Source organism: Amycolatopsis sp. NPDC051373, from assembly GCF_040689465.1.
Classification (GTDB): Bacteria; Actinomycetota; Actinomycetes; order Mycobacteriales; family Pseudonocardiaceae; genus Amycolatopsis.
In genome coordinates this window covers 72,250-90,644 of record NZ_JBFBAE010000019.1, presented here as the reverse complement: position 1 = coordinate 90,644, position 18,395 = coordinate 72,250, and the positions used below count along the sequence as shown (strand labels likewise).

The following is an 18,395-nucleotide window of genomic DNA, read 5'->3' as shown; positions in this document are numbered from 1 at the left end:
GGAACCAACAGCTGACTGCTAAGCAGCGCCACCAGTGTTGCGCCCATGACGCGGCTGCGTACCCGGACATGGGTCATCAACGGGGTGCTGGTCGTACTGCTCGGCGGTGCGGCTTTCGGGATCTACCAAGCATTCACGCCGGCGGGCAACACCGCCCAGGCACAGACCCGCACCACCCCGGTGCGCCGCGGCGACGTGACCGAAACGGTCTCCGCCGCGGGCACCCTCTCGAGCGGCTACACCGGCGCCGCCAACTTCACCACCTCCGGCAAGGTCACGAGCATCGACGTGAAGGTCGGTGACGTGGTGAGCGCGGGCCAGAAACTGGCCACGATCGACTCGACTCAGGCCGAGAAACAGCTGCAGGTGGCCAAGGACAACCTCACCGTGGCCGAGGACAACCTCGCCGACGGCGAGGACGCCGCCACCTCGGACACGAGCTCCGGTTCCGGCCAAGGACAAGGCCAGGGCCAGTCCCAGTCGCCCCAGGAGTCCACCACCTCGCTGCAGGCCAAAGTGGACCAGGCACAGCTCGACGTCGACACGGCCCAGGCGGCCGTCGACGCGACGGTGCTCACCGCGCCGGGCGCCGGCACCGTGACCGCGATCAACGGCACCGTCGGCCAGCAGGCCGGCAGCGGCGGGTCCGGAAGCTCCGGCGGCACGGGCTCCTCGGGCGGCACCGGCGGCACCGGCGGCAACGGTGGCAACGGTGGCAACGGTGGCAACGGCCAGAGTGCGTCGAGCAGCTCGTCGTCCACCGGCTTCGTCCAGATCACCGACATGACCAACCTGCTCGTGGACACCTCCGTGGCCGAGATCGACGTGAGCAAGGTCAAGGCGGGCCAGAAGGCCACCGTCACGCTCAACGCCTCGCCCGACCAGCCGATCCAGGCGTCGGTGTCGAAGATCGACCTCACGCCCACGACCAGCGGCAGCGTCGTGTCCTACGGTGCGCAGCTCACGCTCAACAACCCGCCGTCGGGGCTGCGGCCCGGGCAGTCGGCGAGCGTCGTGATCACCGTCGCGGAGGCCGACAACGTGCTGAGCGTGCCGGCCGCCGCGGTCACCACGGCGGGCACCACGAACGTCGTCACGGTGCAGCAAAATGGCCGCGATGTGCCGAAGCAGGTGCAGATCGGCGTGCGCGGTGAATCCACTGTGGAGATCAAGTCGGGCCTCAACGAGGGCGACAGCGTGGTCCTCACGGCCGCGTCGCCGACCACGACCACGAGCGGCGCCGGACAGCGCGGCGGCGGAATCGGTGGCTTCGGTGGAACGGGTGGCGCCGGCGGCGGCTTCCGCGGTGGCCAGGGTGGCTTCGGTGGCGGGGGACGCGGATGAAACCCGTGATCGCGGTCTCCGGACTGCGCAAGACCTACGGCTCGGGCGAGACGGCCGTCCACGCGCTGCGCGGGGTCGAGCTGGTCGTGCGGCCGGGGGAGTACGTGGCCATCATGGGCGCGTCCGGCTCCGGCAAGTCGACGCTGCTGAACATGCTGGGCTGCCTCGATGTGCCGACCTCCGGCAAGTACCTGCTCGACGGCTTCAGCGTCGCGGACCTCAACGAACGCCAGCTCGCCCTGCTGCGCAACCGCAAGATCGGCTTCATCTTCCAGTCGTTCAACCTCGTGCCGCGCACGAGTGCGTTGTCCAATGTAGAACTTCCACTCGTCTACAGTGGACTGCGCCGGGCCGCGCGCCGGGCAAGGGCGTTGGCCGCGCTGGAAATGGTGGGGCTCACCGAGCGCGCCAAGCACCTGCCGAGTGAGCTTTCCGGTGGGCAGCAACAGCGGGTCGCCGTGGCGCGAGCGCTGGTGACCGGGCCGGCGCTGCTGCTCGCCGACGAGCCCACCGGCAACCTCGACCGCGCCAGCACCGAAGATGTGCTGGGCGTGTTCGACCGGCTCAACGCCCTGGGCCGCACCATCGTGGTGATCACGCACGAGGACGAGGTCGCCGAGCACGCGCACCGCGTGGTGCGGGTCAGCGACGGGCGGATCGTGGCCGACGAGCTCAACCGCAGCGTCGGAGTGGTCGCGTGAACGTGTTCGAGGTGCTGCGCTTCGCCGTGCGCGGCCTCACCGCCAACAAGCTGCGCTCGACGCTCACCACGCTCGGCATCACGATCGGTGTCGCGTCGGTGATCCTGCTGGTCGCGGTGGGCAACGGCGCTTCGGCTGCGATCGCCGCCAGCATCCAGGGGCTGGGCACGGACGTGGTCAACGTGTCGCCCGCGCGCGGCGGTGGCCAGGGCAGCGAGGCGCGGCCGCTGACCGTGCAGGACGCCCACGCGCTCGTGGACCCGGTCGGCGCGCCCGACGTGAAGGCCGCTTCGCCGGTGGTGAACACCAACGCGACCGCCACTTACGGGCAGACGTCGTACGACATCTCCTCCGTCGCGGGCACCGAACCGGCCTACTTCGCCACCACCAACCGCCAGATCGCCGACGGCGCGCTCTTCACCGCCGAGGACGTGACGCAGGCGCGCAAGGTCGTGGTGCTCGGGCCCACCACCGCGCAGTCGATCTTCGGCACCGCCGAGCCGGTGGGCAAGAACGTGCTGCTCAACAGCATCCAATTCACCGTGGTCGGCGTGCTGCAGGCCAAAGGCAGCACCGGGCTGACGAACGCCGACGACGTCGCCATCGCGCCGATCAGCGCGGTGCAGAACTCGCTCGCCGGCTACGGCAACCTCAGCCAGATCGCCGTGCAGGCCACGTCGGCCGACTCCGTGGCGCTCGCGCAGGCCGAGATCACCGCGATCCTCAACGCCCGCCACGGCATCCGTCTCGGCGGAACACCCGACTACCAGATCCAGAACTCCGAACAGCTGCTGGCGACGCGGACATCGGCCACGCAGACGTTCACCGTGCTGCTGGGCGCGGTCGCGGCGATTTCCCTGCTGGTGGGCGGAATCGGCGTCACGAACATCATGCTGGTGACCGTGACCGAGCGGATCCGCGAGATCGGCATCCGCAAGGCGATCGGTGCGCCCCGGGCGGCGATCCTCGGCCAGTTCCTCGCCGAGGCCACGATGCTGAGCCTCTTCGGCGGGTTCCTCGGCGTGGTGATCGGCGTGGTCGGCAGCCAGTTCAGCTTCGCGGGCATCACCCCGGTGGTGGTGCCGTCGTCGATCGTGCTGGCCTTCGCGGTGTCGGCACTGATCGGTCTCTTCTTCGGCAGTTTCCCGGCGAACCGGGCCTCGCGCCTGCGCCCGATCGACGCCCTCCGGCACGAGTAGGAGCCTTCGCACATGTCTTCGTCCACCCAGTCGCCCGGGTTGGGAAATCCCGTCCCCGACGAGCCGACGACCGAGTTTCCGCCGGTGACGGCGCCGTTGACTGCTTCGCTTTCTCCTTCTCCTGAGGAAATCGTGGCTTCCCCGGCCGTCGAGGGTGACCTCGACCAGGAGATGAAGCGGGTCGCCAAGCCGTTCGGCAAACCGACGTTCGTGCTGGCCGGCCTGCTCGTGATCGCCCTGTCCTTCGCCGGCGGCGCCTGGACGCACTCGGCACTCGGCTCGAGCGGTGGCGGCGGTGCCGCCGCCGCCCGCACCGGCGGCCAGCAGGGTGGCGCCCGCGGCGGCTTCGGCGGCCGCGGCACCGGCCAAGGCACCGGCACCGGCCAGGAAGGCGCCGGCCAACAGGGCGCGGGCCAGGGCGCCGGCGGCTTCACCGGCGCCCGCGGCGGCGCCGGCCGCGGCACCGTCGGCACGGTCGAAAAGGTCGACGGCACCACCGTCACCCTGAAAACCGTGCAGGGCGCCGACGTCACCGTGTCCACTTCGGACTCCACCACCGTCGGCCTCACCCAGCCCGGTAAACTCTCCGACCTCAAACCCGGCGCCACCGTCACGGTCCAGGGCCGCCCCGGCTCCGACGGCACCGTCGCGGCGCAGGCGATCGTGCAGCAGCCAGCCCGCTGACCCCACTCGCCTCTTGCGTAGCCATTTGTCGCTCTCGGTAGACCCCGTGGACGCGTGTGGGGGTCTACGTCGACGGTTGTATTACGGCGGCAGAGGACTGTGATCACACAAGGAGGAGAAGGGTTCCGATGTCAACGTGGCATCCCATCTTGTTTTGCGAGAGTCCGCTCAAGTGATCGCCAAGGTGTCCGGCTCCGAAACCGCGGTCGAGGTGATCAACGACCTGGTCAAGGTCGTCGGCGTCACCGCCTACGACGAGAACTTCCCCCTCGTCCGTCACCTCATGGACGCGCTGTCGTACCCGGTCCTCGAAGGCGGCAACGTCGGCGTCTGCCGCAGGCAGCTGCAGGAGCTGATCCGGACGCCCGGCTACGACCCGCCGTCCGCCTCCGGCCTGGCCTGAGCGGCGGTCAACGCCGGCACCAGCGGCGCGAGAGCGGACCGCAGCAGGTCCGCCACCGAGCCCGAAACCACGACAAAGCCCGAGGTCACTGGCTGGGCCCACTGTTCGAGCGCGATCCGCACGGCGGCGGCGACGGCGGCCGCCAGCACGCGGGCGGTGGGCCCGTCCGGCACCCGCTCGGCCAGCACGGAGGTCAACGGCGGTTCCAGAGCCTCCGCCGAGCGCGCGTACGCGGTGCGCAACGCGGGGCTCGTCGTGATGAGCAGCAGCGCTTCGCGGGCGTCTTTGTCGGGCTCGGTGTACTGCTTCACCACGGCTTCCACCACCGCGTCGGCCAAGCTGCCCGAAGAAGCCCGGACGGCGGCCGCGACCCGCGATTCACGATCGCTGGTCACCGCGAAGACGATCGCGTCCTCCCGGCTGGCGAAGTAGTTGTTGTACGTCCGCGGCGAAACCCCGGCGGCTTCGGCGATGTCGTCGACCCGCACGTTCTCCGGGCCACGTTCCCGCGCCAGCCGTAACGCGGCGGAGCTCAACGCCGTGCGGGTGGCTTGCTTCTTGCGTTCACGCAGACCGGTCACCGGCCCAGTAAAGCCTAAAAACTGCGGATCCGCAATCTTGCGTGCGCGCAACTTTGAGAGCTAGTCTCCCCGCCATGAGAGCCAACGGCATTGCCTACGACACCGGATTCCTCAAGAACGGGGCCACTTCCTGGGACGACTTCGACCCGGACGTCGTCCGGCGCGAGCTCACGATCATCCGCGACGAGCTGCACTGCACCGCCGTCCAGCTCGTCGGCGGCGTTCCCGAGCGGCTGGAGATCGCCGGCCGGCTCGCCGCCGAGCTGGGCCTGGAGGTGTGGTTCTCGCCGTACCCGCTGGACCTGACCGTCGACGGGTTGCACGAACTGTTCGCCGACTGCGCCGAACGCGCCGAGCGGATCCGCCGCACCGGGGCGGAGGTCGTGTTCGTCGCCGGGGCCGAGCTGTCCGTGATGGTCCAGGGCTTCGCCGACGGCGCCACGCTGGAGCAGCGCCTGGCCTGGCTGCTCGGCGACCCGGTCGACCGGCCCGCGCGCCTGGTGAAGGTGAGCGAACGCCTCAACGACTTCTTCCGCGAAGCCGTGCCCGCGATCCGCAAAACCTTCGGCGGCAAGGTCACCTACGCGGCCATCCAGTTCGAACGCGTCGACTGGGACCTGTTCGACTTCACGACGCTGGAGCTGATCCGCTCGGCCGCCGTCGCCGACGTGTTCCGCGAAGGCGTACGGACGTTGACACAACAGGACAAACCCGTGGTCATCACGGGGTTCGGCACGGCCACTTGGCGCGGCGCCGGTGACGTCGCGCCGCGCAGCATGGAGATCGTCGAGAACGACGAGCACGGCCGGCCGATCCGGCTGAAAGCCGTCTACGAACGCGACGAGCCCGGCCAAGCCCGGTACCTGACCGAGCTCCTGGAGATCTTCGAAGAAGAAGGCGTGGACAGCGCGTTCGTCTACCTCTTCGCCCTGCGCACACACCCGCACCGACCCGACGGCGACCCGCGCGACGACCTCGACCTCGCGGGCGGCGGCATCGTCAAGGTGCTCGAAGGCCGCAGCGGCACGACGTACCCGGGCCTGCCGTGGGAACCCAAGGCGGCTTTCCACGCCGTCGCCGAGCGTTACCGCATCCAGCGCTAGTTTCCCGGCCGGGTGCCGCCTTAACCGGCGGTACCCGGGCAGCGGCTCTTCACGAAGCCGCTCACTCTCGAACCGGTACGCACCACCGCCTTCAGCCGTGGCACCGTCGCCCACGTCTTCACGGCGCGCGAGGCTAGTTGAGGCTCTCGTTCAGCGCGATGATCGCCACGTTCAGCGCCGTCGCGTAGACGATCCAGAAGAAGTACGGCAGCAGCAGCACCGCGGCCAGGTGCGAGCGGCGGTAGAACAGCCCGATCGTCATCAGCGTGGTGAAGCCGAGCAGGATGATGTCCACGCAGGCCAGCCGCGTGGAGCCGCCCGCGAAGAACAGCGGTGTCCACAGCAGGTTGAACAGCAGGCTGACGCCGTACATGGCGAAGCCCTGCGTCTCGCCGTCTGTGCGCCAGTAGACCCAGCCGGCGAACGCGAGCAGCACGTACAGGAGTGTCCACACGGGACCGAACAGTTTCGCCGGTGGTGCCCAGTCCGGCAGGATCAGCCGCGCGTACGTCTCGGGCGCCGACGTGGCCGCGAGCGAACCCACGATGGCGACCACGGCGACCAGCACGAAGAACACCACGAGCACGACCCAGGGGTTGCGTCTGTGCGTGGGCGTGGTCACGTTCCCTCCCCGTCACGCCGCCTCGGCGGTACCTGGCTGAACCGCCGTGATCGGCAGGTTACCAATCCGACCAGAGGTAGGCGGGGACCAAACGGACGTTTACCAGGTTTCGCGACCGTCCCCGCCGTCACTGTGGTCGGATTGGCTACGAGCAGCACAGTGGAGCACCGCGGCCTGCGCGCGCGACGTCGGCCGCCGGCAATGCTCGGGGATTTGCGAGACTGGACGGGTGAGCACTGGCACCGAGCAGTCCAAGGTTTGGTTCGAACGCGCGAAGGCGGCCGTCCCGGGCGGGGTGAACTCGCCGGTGCGGGCGTTCAACTCGGTCGGCGGCACCCCGCGTTTCATGGTCCGCGGCGAGGGCCCCCACCTGTGGGACGCCGACGGCAACCGCTACGTCGACCTCGTCTCGTCCTGGGGCCCGATGATCCTCGGGCACACCCACCCGCGGGTGGTCGAGGCCGCGCGCGCGGCCGCCACGAGCGGGCTGTCGTTCGGCACGCCGACGATCGGCGAGGTCGAATTGGCCGAGGAGATCATCGGCCGGGTCGAGCCCGTCGAGCAGGTGCGCCTGGTCAACTCCGGCACCGAGGCGACGATGAGCGCGATCCGCCTCGCCCGCGGGTTCACCGGCCGCGCGAAGATCGTGAAGTTCGCCGGGTGTTACCACGGTCACGTCGACGCGCTGCTGGCCCAGGCCGGCTCCGGTGTCGCGACGCTCGGACTGCCGACCTCGCCCGGCGTCACGGGCGCGCAGGCCGCCGACACGATCGTCCTGCCCTACAACGACCTCGACGCCGTGCGGAAGTCCTTTGTGGAGAACGAGGGCGAGATCGCGGCGGTGATCACGGAGGCGGCCGCGGGCAACATGGGCGCGATCGCCCCGGATGCCGGGTTCAACGCGGGCCTCGCGGAGATCGCCCACGAGCACGGCGCGCTGCTGATCATGGACGAGGTCATGACGGGCTTCCGCGTCTCGCGCGCCGGCTGGTTCGGCCTCGAAGGCGTGGCCGGTGACCTCTACACCTTCGGCAAGGTCATGTCGGGCGGGCTGCCGGCCGCCGCGTTCGGCGGTCGCGCCGACGTGATGGCCAAGCTCGCGCCGGGCGGTCCCGTCTACCAGGCGGGCACGCTGTCGGGGAACCCCGTCGCGGTCGCCGCGGGCCTCGCGACGCTGCGAGCGGCCGACGACGCGGTCTACGCGGCGCTCGACGCCAACGCGAAGCGGCTCGGCGGCCTCTTCGACGCGGCGCTGACCGAAGCGGGCGTCGCGCACAACGTGCAGTACGCCGGCAACCTCGTGAGCGTCTTCTTCGGTGATAGCGCCGTCCGCGACTACGCGGGCGCGCAGGCAACCGAGACCTGGCGCTTCCCGGCCTTCTTCCACGCGCTGCTCGACGCCGGCGTGTACGCGCCACCAAGCGCGTACGAGGCGTGGTTCGTGAACGCCGCGATGGACGACGACGCGTTCGGCGTGATCGAGGCGGCGCTGCCGGCCGCCGCCCGCGCCGCGGCCGAGGCGGTCAAGCCGTGACCACTGTCGTCCACCTCCTGCGTCACGGCGAAGTCCACAACCCCGACAAGATCCTCTACGGCCGCCTGCCGAACTTCCGGCTGTCCGACCGCGGGCAGCGCCAGGCGCTCACCGTCGCGGAAGCCGTGGCCGGCCACGACCTCGCGCACGTCGTCGCGTCGCCGCTGCAGCGCGCCCAGGAGACGGCGGCGCCGATCGCGGCCGCCCACCGCCTCGACATCGCGACCGACGAGGGCCTGATCGAAGCGGGCAACGTCTTCGAGGGCCAGCGCGTGGCCGTCGGCGACGGGGCACTGCGTCAGCCCAAGGCGTGGCCGCACCTGGTCAACCCGTTCCGCCCGTCGTGGGGCGAGCCGTACGTCGAGATCGCGCACCGGATGCTCGGCGCGGTGTACCGCGCCCGCGAGCAGGCCGAGGGGCGCGAGGCGCTGTGCGTGTCGCACCAGCTGCCGATCTGGACGCTGCGCCGGTTCCTCGAGGCCAAGCGCCTGTGGCACGACCCGCGCAACCGCCAGTGCTCGCTGGCCTCGCTGACGTCGCTGGTCTTCGACGGCGAGGCCCTCGTGGACATCGTTTACAGCGAGCCCGCGGGCACCACGGACCCGAAGGTGACGGGCGCATGAAGCGGGCGATCGGCGCTCTGCTGGCCGCCGCGCTGCTGGTGGCCGGTTGCTCCACGGGCAAGGACGCCGTTGTCTCCGGCGGCACCTTCACCTTTGTCTCGCCCGGCGGGCAGATCGACATCACCTACCCGCTCGACAAGCGCCAGACGGCCCCGGTACTGGCCGGCGACGACCTGATGAACGAGGGCAAGCAGCTCTCGCTCAACGACTTCGCGGGCAAACCGGTGGCGATCAACCTGTGGGGCCAGTGGTGCGGGCCGTGCCGCGTCGAGACGCCGGAACTGGAGCAGGCGGCCAAGCAGCTCCAGCCGCTCGGCGCCGCGATCATCGGCCTCGACGTCCGCGACCCGGCCCGCGACGTCGCCCAGGACTTCGTCCGCGACCGCAACGTCACGTACCCGTCGATCTGGGATCCGTCCGGCCGCGTTCTCCTGCAGCTCCAGGGCTATCCGCGCAACATCATCCCGTCGACGATCGTGCTGGACAAGCAGCACCGCGTGGCCGCGGTGTTCCTGCGGCCGGTCCTGGCCTCGGACCTTTTGCCGGTGATGCAACGGCTGGCCGCGGAGAAATAACGCGTCCGGCGCAGCCGGTCACCGGCGGGACCTTGGTCCCCTTCGGGCTGTGGCGTACGTCCTGTGAGTTGCCCCCGCCCGTCTTACGCGAAGCTCACTGCCTACTCTCAAGTGCGTGAACTCCGTGTCCGAGCTGGCGATCTCCGGACCGCTGCTGCTCGCCGCGGGCGTGGCGTTGCTGGCCGGCGCGATCTCGTTCGCGTCGCCCTGCGTGGTACCGCTGGTGCCCGGGTACCTGGCTTACCTGGCGGCGCTGGTGGGAGCCGACGCGCCGGCGGTGAGCGTCAACGAGGAACGCAAGAAGGGTCGCTACGCCGTGCTCGGCGCCGCGGGTCTGTTCGTGCTCGGGTTCACCGTTGTGTTCGTCGCGACGCTCGGCACGCTCGTCTGGCTCGCCGACACCCTGCTGATCAACCAGGACCTGCTGCAGCGCATCGGCGGCGTGCTCACGATCGCGATGGCGCTGGTGTTCCTCGGCTGGATCCCGGGCCTGCAGCGAGAGGTCCGCTCGCACCGCGTGCCGGGTGGCGGGATCTGGGGCGCGCCGCTGCTGGGTGCGGTGTTCGGCCTCGGCTGGACCCCGTGCATCGGCCCGACGCTCTCGGCTGTCACGAGCCTCGCGAGCGCCACGGGCGGGGCGGCCGCGCGCGGCTACCTGCTGGTGCTCGTCTACTGCCTGGGCCTCGGCCTGCCGTTCCTGCTGATCGCGCTCGGCGCCCGCTGGGCCGTGCGCGCCACCGACTGGCTGCGCCGCAACGGCCGCCGCGTGCAGCTCATCGGCGGCGGGCTGCTGATGGTCGTCGGCATCCTGCTCGTCACCGGACTCTGGGGAGACGTCATGGGCTGGCTCCGCAACTCCGTCGCCTCGAACCTGGTGCTGCCACTGTGACGACCACCGAAGCGCCCCCCGCCAACCCGCAGCGCCCGTACAAGCCTTCGGCCGGCAAGCAGCTGCTCGCCTTCCTGCGCAACACCTGGCGCGGCCTCACGTCGATGCGCACCGCGCTCGTGCTGCTGTTCCTGCTGGCGCTCGCCGCGCTGCCCGGCGCGCTGCTGCCGCAGAACCGGCTCAACGCGGCCAAGGTCGACGAGTACATCTCGGCCCACGGCTGGTGGGGCACCCTGCTCGACAAGCTGGAGTTCTACGACGTCTACTCCAGCGTCTGGTTCTCGGCGATCTACCTGCTGCTGATGATCTCGCTCATCGGCTGCCTCACGCCGCGCAGCTGGGACTACGTCAAGCAGATGCGCGCGAAGCCCGTGCTGACGCCGCGCAACCTGGCGCGGATGCCGCACCACCGCATCGTCCGCACCTCGCGCACGCCCGAGTCGATCCGCGAAGACGTGCGCAAGCAGCTGTCCGGCTGGCGCAAGATCGAGCGGGATGAAGACGGCGGCTACAGCATCTCCGCCGAACGCGGCTACCTGCGCGAGACCGGCAACCTGCTCTTCCACTTCGGCATGCTCGGCCTGATCATCTTCTTCGCCCTCGGCAAGCTCTACAGCTACGAGGGCCAGGTCATCGTGCAGGCCGACGGCAGCCAGTTCTGCAACTCCGGCATCTACAACTACGACTCGTTCGAGGCCGGCCTGCGCATCGACGGCACCGACCTCGACGCGTTCTGCGTGAAGGTCAACGACTTCACCGCGAACTACACGCCCGCCGGTGAGGCCGACTACTACCACTCGAACATCCAGTACCAGTCGGGTGCCGACCTCACCACGAACACCTGGCGGCCGTACAACCTGCAGGTCAACGACCCGCTGCGCACTGTCGGCGACCGCGTCTACCTGCTCGGCAACGGCTACTCGCCCCAGTTCACCGTGACTTTCCCGAACGGCGAGAAGCGCACGCAGAACACGCAGTGGCGGCCCACCGACACGACCACGATGCTTTCGCAGGGCGCCACCAAGTTCGACCAGCCGGGCGTGACCGACGAGATCCAGCGCCGCACCAAGCAGCTCGCGATCACCGGGGTGCTGGCGCCGACGTCGTTCGTCCACGAGGGGATCCTCACCTCCACTGCGCCCGAGCTGAACAACCCGATGGTCGCCGTCGACGTGCTGCGCGGCGACCTCGGCCTCGACGCGGGCCGCGGGCAGTCGGTGTTCGAGGTCGACCAGGGCCTCGTGGCCGACGGCCGCCTCAAGCGTGTGGCGCGGCAGAACCTGGCCATCGGCCAGTCGGTCACGCTCGACGACGGCACCAAGGTGCGCTTCGACGGCGTGAACAAGTGGGTGAACCTGCAGATCTCCCACGACCCCACGCAGGTGTACGTGCTCGGCTTCGCGATCGTGATGTTCGTGGGCCTGGGCGGATCGCTGCTGGTCAAGCGGCGGCGGGTGTGGGTGCGGGTGCGCCCGGGTGACGACGGACACGCGGGTACCGTGATCGAGGTCGCCGGGCTGGCGCGCACCGACCAGGCAGGGTACGGCGAAGAGTTCCAGCGGATCAGCGAACGGCTGGTCACGGGCCGGAAAGGCAGCTGAGGCATGCAGATCAATGAGACGTTGTCGCAGTACAGCGACTGGTTCTACACCACCACGGTGGCGATCTACGTCCTCGCGCTCCTGCTCTCGCTGTTCGAGCAGGCCTTCGGCGCGAAGGGCCGCCGCGCCCACGAGCGCAGCGCGCAGAAGTCGCTGGTCGGCGCCGGCGGGCCGGTGATCGAGGACGCCGACAACCCGGCCGAGCCCGATGCCCCGCGCGAGGTCGGCCGCGCCGAGCGCATCGGTCGCATGGGGGCCTCTCTGCTGGTGCTGGGCGCGCTGCTGCAGCTCACCGCGATCGTGCTGCGCGGGCTCGCCGTGCACCGCGCGCCGTGGGGCAACATGTACGAGTACGGCATGGCGGTCACCTTCATCACGGTGGTCGCGTGGCTGATCGTGATCCGGAAGTTCCCGGTGCGCCACCTCACGGGCTTCCTGCTGCTGCCCGTCGTGATCCTGATGTTCATCAACGGCACGCTGCTCTATACGGTGGCCGCGCCGGTCGTGCCCGCGCTGCAGTCCTACTGGCTCTACATCCACGTGTCGGCCGCGATCATCGGCTCCGGCGTGTTCCTCGTGCCCGGCGTGGCGAGCGTGCTCTACCTGTTCCGCACCGCGTACGACAGCAACCCGGCCAAGTTCCCCGGCTTCGGCCCGAAGCTCCCGGCCGCCGACGTGCTCGACCGCATCGCCTACCGCGCCACGATCGTGGCCTTCCCCATCTTCACCTTCGGCGTGCTGTGCGGCGCGGTGTGGGCCGAGGCCGCGTGGGGCCGGTTCTGGGGCTGGGACCCGAAGGAGACCGTCGCCTTCATCGCGTGGGTCGTTTACGCCGCATACCTGCACTCCCGCGCCACCGCGGGCTGGCGCGGCACGCGGGCGGCCGTGATCAACATCGTCGGCTTCGCGGTGACGATCTTCAACCTGTTCTTCGTCAACCTGGTGACTGCCGGACTGCACTCCTACGCAGGGGTGAACTGACCGGGGGTCCACGCGGTTCGTAACACTCCACCCGACTACCGTCGATACCTGGAGGATCCAGCAGGCGGTGCGATCGGGAGGTTGGCAGCGGTGACCGGACCCAGCGAAGAGGCGGCCACCCGGACGGAGTCCGGCGGTGTTCCAGGGCAGCCCGAGCAGGCTCAGGCACAGCCCGAACCCACTCCGGAACCGGCGGCCGAACTGTTCTCCGACGAACGTACGGACTCGACGCCGCACCCGTCCGCGGACGCGTACGAGGCCCAGCCGACTCAGGTCGTGGCCTCGCCCAACCCGAACTCGGGCCCGCACGCCGTGCCGGGTCAGCCTGTTGCTCAGGCGGGCCAGCCGGCACAGCCCGGCCAGGTTCCGCCCGGGTATGCGCAGCAGCAGTACGACCAGAACCTCCCGCCGCTGCAGCCGCAGCAGCAGTACCCGCCCGCGGGTTACCCGCAGCAGCAACCGCCGTCGCAGCAGCAGCCTTCGGGCCTGCCGCAGCCGGGCGGCCGGCACTCGGCTGTGCCCGACGACCTGACCACCGCGCACCTGGTGAAGCAGGCGAAGCGCACGCCGCAGTCCGGCTGGCGCAAGGCGCTGTACGTGGGCACCGGCAAGCTGCTCAACCCCGGCGAAAGTCCGGCCGACACGCGCCGGCGCGAGCTGATCGCGCGCGTGAACCAGCCGCTGCGCGGGTGCTACAAGATCGCGATGCTCTCGCTCAAGGGCGGAGTCGGCAAGACCACCACCACGACGACGCTGGGCTCGACCTTCGCGTCGCTGCGCGGCGACCGTGTGGTGGCCGTGGACGCGAACCCGGACCGCGGCACGCTGTCGCAGAAGATCGCGATCGAGACCACGGCGACCGTGCGGCACCTGCTGCGCGACGCCGAGAAGATCACCCGCTACAGCGACGTCCGCTCGTACACCTCACAGGGCTCCAGCCGGCTGGAGATCCTCGCCAGCGAGCAGGACCCGGCCGTGTCGGAGGCCTTCTCCGAGACCGACTACCGGCGCACGGTCAACCTGCTGGAGCACTTCTACAACATCGTGCTCACCGACTGCGGCACCGGCTTGATGCACTCGGCGATGAAGGGCGTGCTCGACGTCGCCGACTCGCTCGTGGTCGTCTCGTCGGGCTCCGTCGACGGTGCGCGCAGCGCCTCGGCCACGCTCGACTGGCTCGAGGCCCACGGCTACGGCGACCTGGTGAAGCGCTCGGTCGTGGTCATCAACTCCGTGCGCCCGAAGGGCAGCTCGGTCGACCTCGACAAGCTCTCGGCTCACTTCGGCGCCAAGGTCCGCGCCGTGTGCCGCATCCCGTTCGACGCGCACATCGAGGAGGGCGCGGAGATCGAGCTGGAACGCCTCGGCGGCGACACGCGTCTGGCGCTGCTGGAGCTGGCGGCGACCGTGGCCGATGGCTTCGGGGCGCAGCAGTACCGCTGACACTTGATGGATGAACGGCGCCCCGGGCCTGCCTGGCCTGGGGCGCTCTTTACGTTCCGGCGGTCACGCGTCCGGGTCGTCGGTGGGCCGCTTGCGCTGCTGCTCGCCGAGCTTGCGCAGGAAGTCGGGGTCGTCGTCGGGGGCGAGGGTCGGCCGCCGGTCCGGCACGCCGATGCGTTGCGCCCCGAAGGCCCGCCACAACAGAACGGCGATGGTGATGGCGCCCACCGCTGCGAGCAGAGCGATCATGCCCGGTCCTTCCGTCGTGCAAGGCCTTGCCGACTCCCCACATTACCAATCCGGCCAAAAGTAGGTGGGTACGCAACGGAGGGGCGCCCTGTCTGGCACCGTTCCCGCCGTGGCTGTGGTCGGGTTGGTCACCGGAAGCACAGTAACCCGAAATCTCCTCGGCGGCCCGGAGCGAGGTCACGACGACACGACCGCGGTTCGTGGACCGGGTACGACGAAGGGTCGTGACCGGTAAGAGGTGCGGGAAGTCACCTCTTACCACTCACGACCCTCTCGTCGCGGTGGTTCAGGCCTTGCGGGCCGGTTCGCTCGCGTCGGTGGTGAGCTCGGCGAGGAGCTCGTTCACCTCGGACTCGCGGAACCTGCGGTGCCCGCCCGGGGTTCGGATCGAGCCGATCCGGCCGGCCGTGGCCCACCGGGTGACCGTCTTCGGGTCCACCCGGAACAAGGCGGCCACCTCACCCGGAGTGAGCAACCTTCCGCCCATCGTCGCGGTCATTTTCCGCCTCCTTAACGACCTACTTGCTATACCGGAGGCATCGGGCCTTTCGCCCGTCGCGCCGGGGTAGCCAACGCGGCAATCGTGGCACTTCACCCGTCGGGTACTCGAACGGTTGTCCTTGAGTAAAGAGCCCTTAAAGTGCAAAAGGGACATAACCTCTGGCGTCCTCCCGTGTGTGAAGTCCTTGTTCAAATGGCTCTGACCAGGAGGTTTTCTTCTGCGGAGCGGCGACCTCAGGTAAAGACGCGCTAAAGGGGCATCGCGGGCGATAGCGGCCATCGGCGACGTTGTGACGCAGTAGACACTCTGTGGCGTTGATCGGGGCGCCTTACCTTCCCTGCGGCCGGCGCGGGCCGCGAAGCATAATGAGCCCGTGGATCAGCTGGACCGGAAGATCATCGCGGCGTTGCGGGTCAACGGCCGGGCCACCTACGCCGACCTCGGCCGCTCCGTCGGTTTATCGGCCTCGTCGGTGCACGAACGAGTCGGCAAGCTCGAGGCCGCGGGGGTGATCACCGGCTACCACGCGATGGTGGACCCGGGCACCGTCGGCCTGGGCGTCACGGCGCTGGTGGGCATCCACCCGACGGACACCGCCACCGACGAGGACGTGGCCACCGCGCTCGGCGAGCTCGCCGAGGTGGAGAGCTGCTACGCCGTGGCCGGCGACGAGGCGTTCGTGGTGAAGGTGCGCGTGTCGACCGTCGACGAGCTGGAGCACACCCTCGGGCGGCTGCGGCGCATCCCGGGCGTCGGGCGCACCAACACGACGGTGGTGCTCTCGACGCGCTTCGAGGGCCGTCCGAACAACGCGGGCCTGGACGAAGAGGCCGAGAACAAGGCGTAGCCTCCCTTGATGTGAGCGAATCGCCGGAACACGAATCGCCGGAACACCTGCCCCGTGACCTGACGCTGTACCTGGTCGCGCGCTTCGCACTGGTGGCCGTGGTCGCCTTGGTGCTGTCGCTGGTCGGGGTGCCGCTGCTGGTGTCCCTCCTCATCGGGCTCGTCGTGGGCCTGCCGCTGGGTCTGCTGCTCTTCCGCAAGCTCAACGCGCGCGTGACGGCCGGGCTGGCCAAGCGCAACGAGTCGCGGGCTCGCGCGCGGGCCGCGCTACGCGCCCAGCTGCGCGGTGACCTCCCGGCGAACCCGGGCGACGAGGCCGCGTGAGCAGGCTCCACAACCGCGCCTGGGTGCGTGAGGCCGTCCGCATCATCGAGGCCGACGCGAACCGCAGCGCCGACACCCACCTGCACGTGTTCCCGCTGCCCCAGGAATGGGGCGTCGACCTCTACCTGAAGGACGAGTCCGTGCACCCCACGGGCTCACTCAAGCACCGGCTCGCCCGGTCGCTGCTGCTCTACGGCCTGGTCAACGGCCAGATCGGCCCGGACACCACGCTCATCGAGGCCTCCAGCGGCTCGACGGCGGTGTCCGAGGCGTACTTCGCGCGCATGCTGGGGCTCAAGTTCGTGACCGTGGTGCCGCGGCGCACGAGCAAGGAGAAGATCGCCCTCATCGAGTTCTACGGCGGCGAGTGCCACTACGTCGACCGCGCCCCGGACATGTACCCGGAGGCCGAACGCCTCGCCGCCGAGTGCGGAGGGCACTACCTCGACCAGTTCACCTACGCCGAGCGCGCGACCGACTGGCGTGGCAACAACAACATCGCGGAATCGGTGTTCGCGCAGATGCGCGCCGAGCGGCATCCGGTGCCGTCGTGGATCGTGGTCGGCGCCGGGACGGGCGGCACGAGCGCGACGTTCGGGCGGTATGTGCGGTACAAGCGCCACACGACCAAGATCGCCGTGGTGGACCCGGAGAACTCATCGTTCTTCAGTGCCTGGGAGACCGGGGCGCTGGACTACTCGACGGGGATGCCGTCGCGGATCGAGGGGATCGGCCGGCCGCGGGTGGAGCCGTCGTTCGTGCCCGGGGTGATCGACGAGATGTTCTCGGTGCCGGATGCCGGGTCGCTTGCCGCCATCCGGTTGTTGCGCGATCACACGGGGCACTGGGCGGGTGGGTCCACGGGGACGAACCTGTACGGCGCGTTTTTGCTGATCTCGCGGATGATCGCCGAGGGACAGGCCGGGTCTGTCGTCACGTTGTTGTGTGACGGTGGGGATCGGTATGCGAACACGTACTACTCGGATGAGTGGTTGGCGGAGCAGGACCTCGACATCGCGCCGTATCGGGCGAAGTTCGATGAGTTTCTGCTGACCGGTCGGTTTGAGGGGTAGGCCTTGTAGGTCCTTGTGGTCCTCGCAGGGCGTGTTGCGCTGGGAGAGCACCCCGAAGCTGGATTGTGTTGACGGCCGGTGAGCCGTTGTCAAGGCGGGAAAGCGTGCCTTGACAACGGCTCGCCGGCCGCACGGAGGCTTCGGATCGGGGTGCCGGGGCGGGTCTGGGTGCTGGGTTTGGTTGGGTGGGTCTGTTGCGTTGAGTGGGGGGCGGTGTGTCGCCTGGGTGTGGTCAGAGGCTGAGTGCGAGGGCGCTGAGGACTGCCCAGGCGAGCATGGCCAGGCCCGTGTCGCGGAGGGCGGGGATGAGTTCGCGGCCGACCTTGCCGCTGCCGACTGCGCGGACGGACTTGAGCAGCATGGGGGCCGTGACCAGGGCGATGAGTTGCAGTGGGTGCCAGATGCCGAGGACCACCGTGAGCACGTAGGGCACCGTCACCAGTGCGAGGTACAGGCGGCGGGTGCCGGTGTCGCCGAGGCGGGTGGCGAGGGTGCGTTTGCCCGACTCGATGTCGGTGGGGATGTCGCGGAGGTTGTTGGCCGTCAGCACGGCCGTGGAGAAGCAGCCGACCGCGACGGCGCAGCCCAAGCCGGCCCAGCTGACGCGCCCGGCCTGCACGTAGAGGGTGCCCAGGACGCCGGCGAGGCCGAAGAACACGAAGACGGCGATCTCGCCGAAGCCGTAGTAGCCGTAGGGCTTCTTGCCGCCTGTGTAGAACCACGCGCCGAGGATGCAGACGCCGCCCATGATCAGCAGCCACCAGAAGCCGGTGAGGGCCACGAGCAGCAGGCCAAGGACGCCGGCCAGGCCAAGACACACCAGCGCCGCCGCGAGGACGGCCTTCGGGGCGGCTGTGCCGGAGCCGACGAGTCGCAGCGGGCCGACGCGGTTCTCGTCGGTGCCGCGCACGCCGTCGGAGTAGTCGTTGGCGTAGTTCACGCCGATGATCAGAGCGAGCGCGACCAGCAGCGCGAGCACCGAACGCCACCACGAGAACGCGTCCAGCGCGATCGCCGCCCCGACGCCCGCGACCACCGGCGCGATCGCGTTGGGCAGCGTCCGCGGGCGGGCGCCTTCGATCCACTCACTCACTGTCGCCATGGTCGTTATTCAACGC

The 18,395-nt window shown here is 69.7% G+C and carries 21 protein-coding genes; 16 read left to right on the top strand and 5 right to left on the bottom strand.

Features of this window, described 5'->3' with window-relative positions; translation table 11 throughout:
- The first annotated feature begins 45 nt into the window (after window positions 1-45).
- From AB0383_RS31395 to AB0383_RS31375, 5 genes are all read left to right on the top strand, one after another.
- Complete coding sequence (locus AB0383_RS31395; RefSeq protein WP_366189279.1) at window positions 46-1,344, top strand: HlyD family efflux transporter periplasmic adaptor subunit; 1,299 nt, start codon at window positions 46-48, stop codon at window positions 1,342-1,344.
- Window positions 1,341-2,045, top strand: coding sequence for an ABC transporter ATP-binding protein (locus AB0383_RS31390; protein ID WP_364171530.1), 705 nt, complete (start codon window positions 1,341-1,343; stop codon window positions 2,043-2,045). Before AB0383_RS31395 ends, AB0383_RS31390 begins: the two co-directional genes overlap by 4 nt.
- The gene (locus AB0383_RS31385) at window positions 2,042-3,244 is read left to right on the top strand and encodes an ABC transporter permease (protein ID WP_364171528.1); all 1,203 of its coding nucleotides are present in this window, start codon (window positions 2,042-2,044) and stop codon (window positions 3,242-3,244) included. Before AB0383_RS31390 ends, AB0383_RS31385 begins: the two co-directional genes overlap by 4 nt.
- A gap of 12 nt (window positions 3,245-3,256) precedes the next feature.
- Window positions 3,257-3,928, top strand: coding sequence for a DUF5666 domain-containing protein (locus AB0383_RS31380; RefSeq protein ID WP_366189278.1), 672 nt, complete (start codon window positions 3,257-3,259; stop codon window positions 3,926-3,928).
- Between the two features lie 172 nt (window positions 3,929-4,100).
- Window positions 4,101-4,331: an acyl-CoA dehydrogenase family protein gene (locus AB0383_RS31375; protein WP_366189277.1), complete on the top strand. Its 231-nt coding sequence runs from the start codon at window positions 4,101-4,103 to the stop codon at window positions 4,329-4,331.
- On the opposite strand, the gene AB0383_RS31370 is transcribed toward AB0383_RS31375, so the two are convergent.
- Window positions 4,298-4,912: a TetR/AcrR family transcriptional regulator gene (locus AB0383_RS31370; protein WP_366189276.1), complete on the bottom strand. Its 615-nt coding sequence runs from the start codon at window positions 4,910-4,912 to the stop codon at window positions 4,298-4,300. The genes AB0383_RS31375 and AB0383_RS31370 overlap by 34 nt on opposite strands.
- 74 nt (window positions 4,913-4,986) lie before the next feature.
- On the opposite strand from AB0383_RS31370, the gene AB0383_RS31365 reads away from it, so the two are divergent.
- Window positions 4,987-6,015, top strand: a complete 1,029-nt coding sequence (locus tag AB0383_RS31365; protein ID WP_364171520.1) for a hypothetical protein — start codon at window positions 4,987-4,989, stop codon at window positions 6,013-6,015.
- 133 nt (window positions 6,016-6,148) lie between these two features.
- On the opposite strand, the gene AB0383_RS31360 is transcribed toward AB0383_RS31365, so the two are convergent.
- Complete coding sequence (locus AB0383_RS31360; protein ID WP_366189275.1) at window positions 6,149-6,637, bottom strand: TspO/MBR family protein; 489 nt, start codon at window positions 6,635-6,637, stop codon at window positions 6,149-6,151.
- Between the two features lie 229 nt (window positions 6,638-6,866).
- Here AB0383_RS31360 and hemL point away from each other — a divergent pair, with 229 nt between their 5' ends.
- From hemL to AB0383_RS31325, 7 genes are all read left to right on the top strand, one after another.
- Complete coding sequence (hemL, locus tag AB0383_RS31355) at window positions 6,867-8,171, top strand: glutamate-1-semialdehyde 2,1-aminomutase (protein ID WP_366189274.1); 1,305 nt, start codon at window positions 6,867-6,869, stop codon at window positions 8,169-8,171.
- Window positions 8,168-8,794: a histidine phosphatase family protein gene (locus tag AB0383_RS31350; RefSeq protein ID WP_220245956.1), complete on the top strand. Its 627-nt coding sequence runs from the start codon at window positions 8,168-8,170 to the stop codon at window positions 8,792-8,794. Before hemL ends, AB0383_RS31350 begins: the two co-directional genes overlap by 4 nt.
- Window positions 8,791-9,369, top strand: a complete 579-nt coding sequence (locus tag AB0383_RS31345) for a TlpA disulfide reductase family protein (RefSeq protein ID WP_366189273.1) — start codon at window positions 8,791-8,793, stop codon at window positions 9,367-9,369. Before AB0383_RS31350 ends, AB0383_RS31345 begins: the two co-directional genes overlap by 4 nt.
- Window positions 9,370-9,484: 115 nt before the next feature.
- Window positions 9,485-10,258 (top strand): cytochrome c biogenesis CcdA family protein, encoded by a 774-nt coding sequence (locus AB0383_RS31340; RefSeq protein ID WP_364171512.1) that lies wholly within the window; start codon window positions 9,485-9,487, stop codon window positions 10,256-10,258.
- Window positions 10,255-11,859 (top strand): cytochrome c biogenesis protein ResB, encoded by a 1,605-nt coding sequence (locus AB0383_RS31335; protein WP_364171510.1) that lies wholly within the window; start codon window positions 10,255-10,257, stop codon window positions 11,857-11,859. Before AB0383_RS31340 ends, AB0383_RS31335 begins: the two co-directional genes overlap by 4 nt.
- 3 nt (window positions 11,860-11,862) lie before the next feature.
- Window positions 11,863-12,840, top strand: a complete 978-nt coding sequence (ccsB, locus tag AB0383_RS31330; protein WP_364171508.1) for a c-type cytochrome biogenesis protein CcsB — start codon at window positions 11,863-11,865, stop codon at window positions 12,838-12,840.
- A gap of 90 nt (window positions 12,841-12,930) precedes the next feature.
- On the top strand, window positions 12,931-14,283 hold the full coding sequence (locus tag AB0383_RS31325; RefSeq protein ID WP_366189272.1) for an AAA family ATPase: 1,353 nt from the start codon (window positions 12,931-12,933) through the stop codon (window positions 14,281-14,283).
- Window positions 14,284-14,346: 63 nt separating this feature from the next.
- On the opposite strand, the gene AB0383_RS31320 is transcribed toward AB0383_RS31325, so the two are convergent.
- Both AB0383_RS31320 and AB0383_RS31315 read right to left on the bottom strand, forming a co-directional pair.
- Window positions 14,347-14,532, bottom strand: coding sequence for a hypothetical protein (locus tag AB0383_RS31320; protein ID WP_220245962.1), 186 nt, complete (start codon window positions 14,530-14,532; stop codon window positions 14,347-14,349).
- Between the two features lie 286 nt (window positions 14,533-14,818).
- Window positions 14,819-15,031, bottom strand: a complete 213-nt coding sequence (locus tag AB0383_RS31315; protein ID WP_072474890.1) for a BldC family transcriptional regulator — start codon at window positions 15,029-15,031, stop codon at window positions 14,819-14,821.
- 376 nt (window positions 15,032-15,407) lie between these two features.
- Here AB0383_RS31315 and AB0383_RS31310 point away from each other — a divergent pair, with 376 nt between their 5' ends.
- The 3 genes from AB0383_RS31310 to AB0383_RS31300 are packed head-to-tail and all read left to right on the top strand — an operon-like array spanning window position 15,408 to window position 17,277.
- Complete coding sequence (locus AB0383_RS31310; RefSeq protein ID WP_220245963.1) at window positions 15,408-15,881, top strand: Lrp/AsnC family transcriptional regulator; 474 nt, start codon at window positions 15,408-15,410, stop codon at window positions 15,879-15,881.
- Between the two features lie 11 nt (window positions 15,882-15,892).
- Window positions 15,893-16,204 carry a DUF4229 domain-containing protein gene (locus AB0383_RS31305; RefSeq protein WP_364171503.1) on the top strand — a complete coding sequence of 104 codons (312 nt, stop codon included), beginning with the start codon at window positions 15,893-15,895 and terminating at the stop codon, window positions 16,202-16,204.
- Window positions 16,201-17,277, top strand: a complete 1,077-nt coding sequence (locus tag AB0383_RS31300; protein WP_364171501.1) for a PLP-dependent cysteine synthase family protein — start codon at window positions 16,201-16,203, stop codon at window positions 17,275-17,277. Before AB0383_RS31305 ends, AB0383_RS31300 begins: the two co-directional genes overlap by 4 nt.
- Before the next feature lie 232 nt (window positions 17,278-17,509).
- Here the strand turns inward: AB0383_RS31300 and AB0383_RS31295 are convergent, their stop codons facing one another.
- Window positions 17,510-18,379 (bottom strand): 1,4-dihydroxy-2-naphthoate polyprenyltransferase, encoded by an 870-nt coding sequence (locus AB0383_RS31295; protein ID WP_364171499.1) that lies wholly within the window; start codon window positions 18,377-18,379, stop codon window positions 17,510-17,512.
- Between the last annotated feature and the right edge of the window lie 16 nt (window positions 18,380-18,395).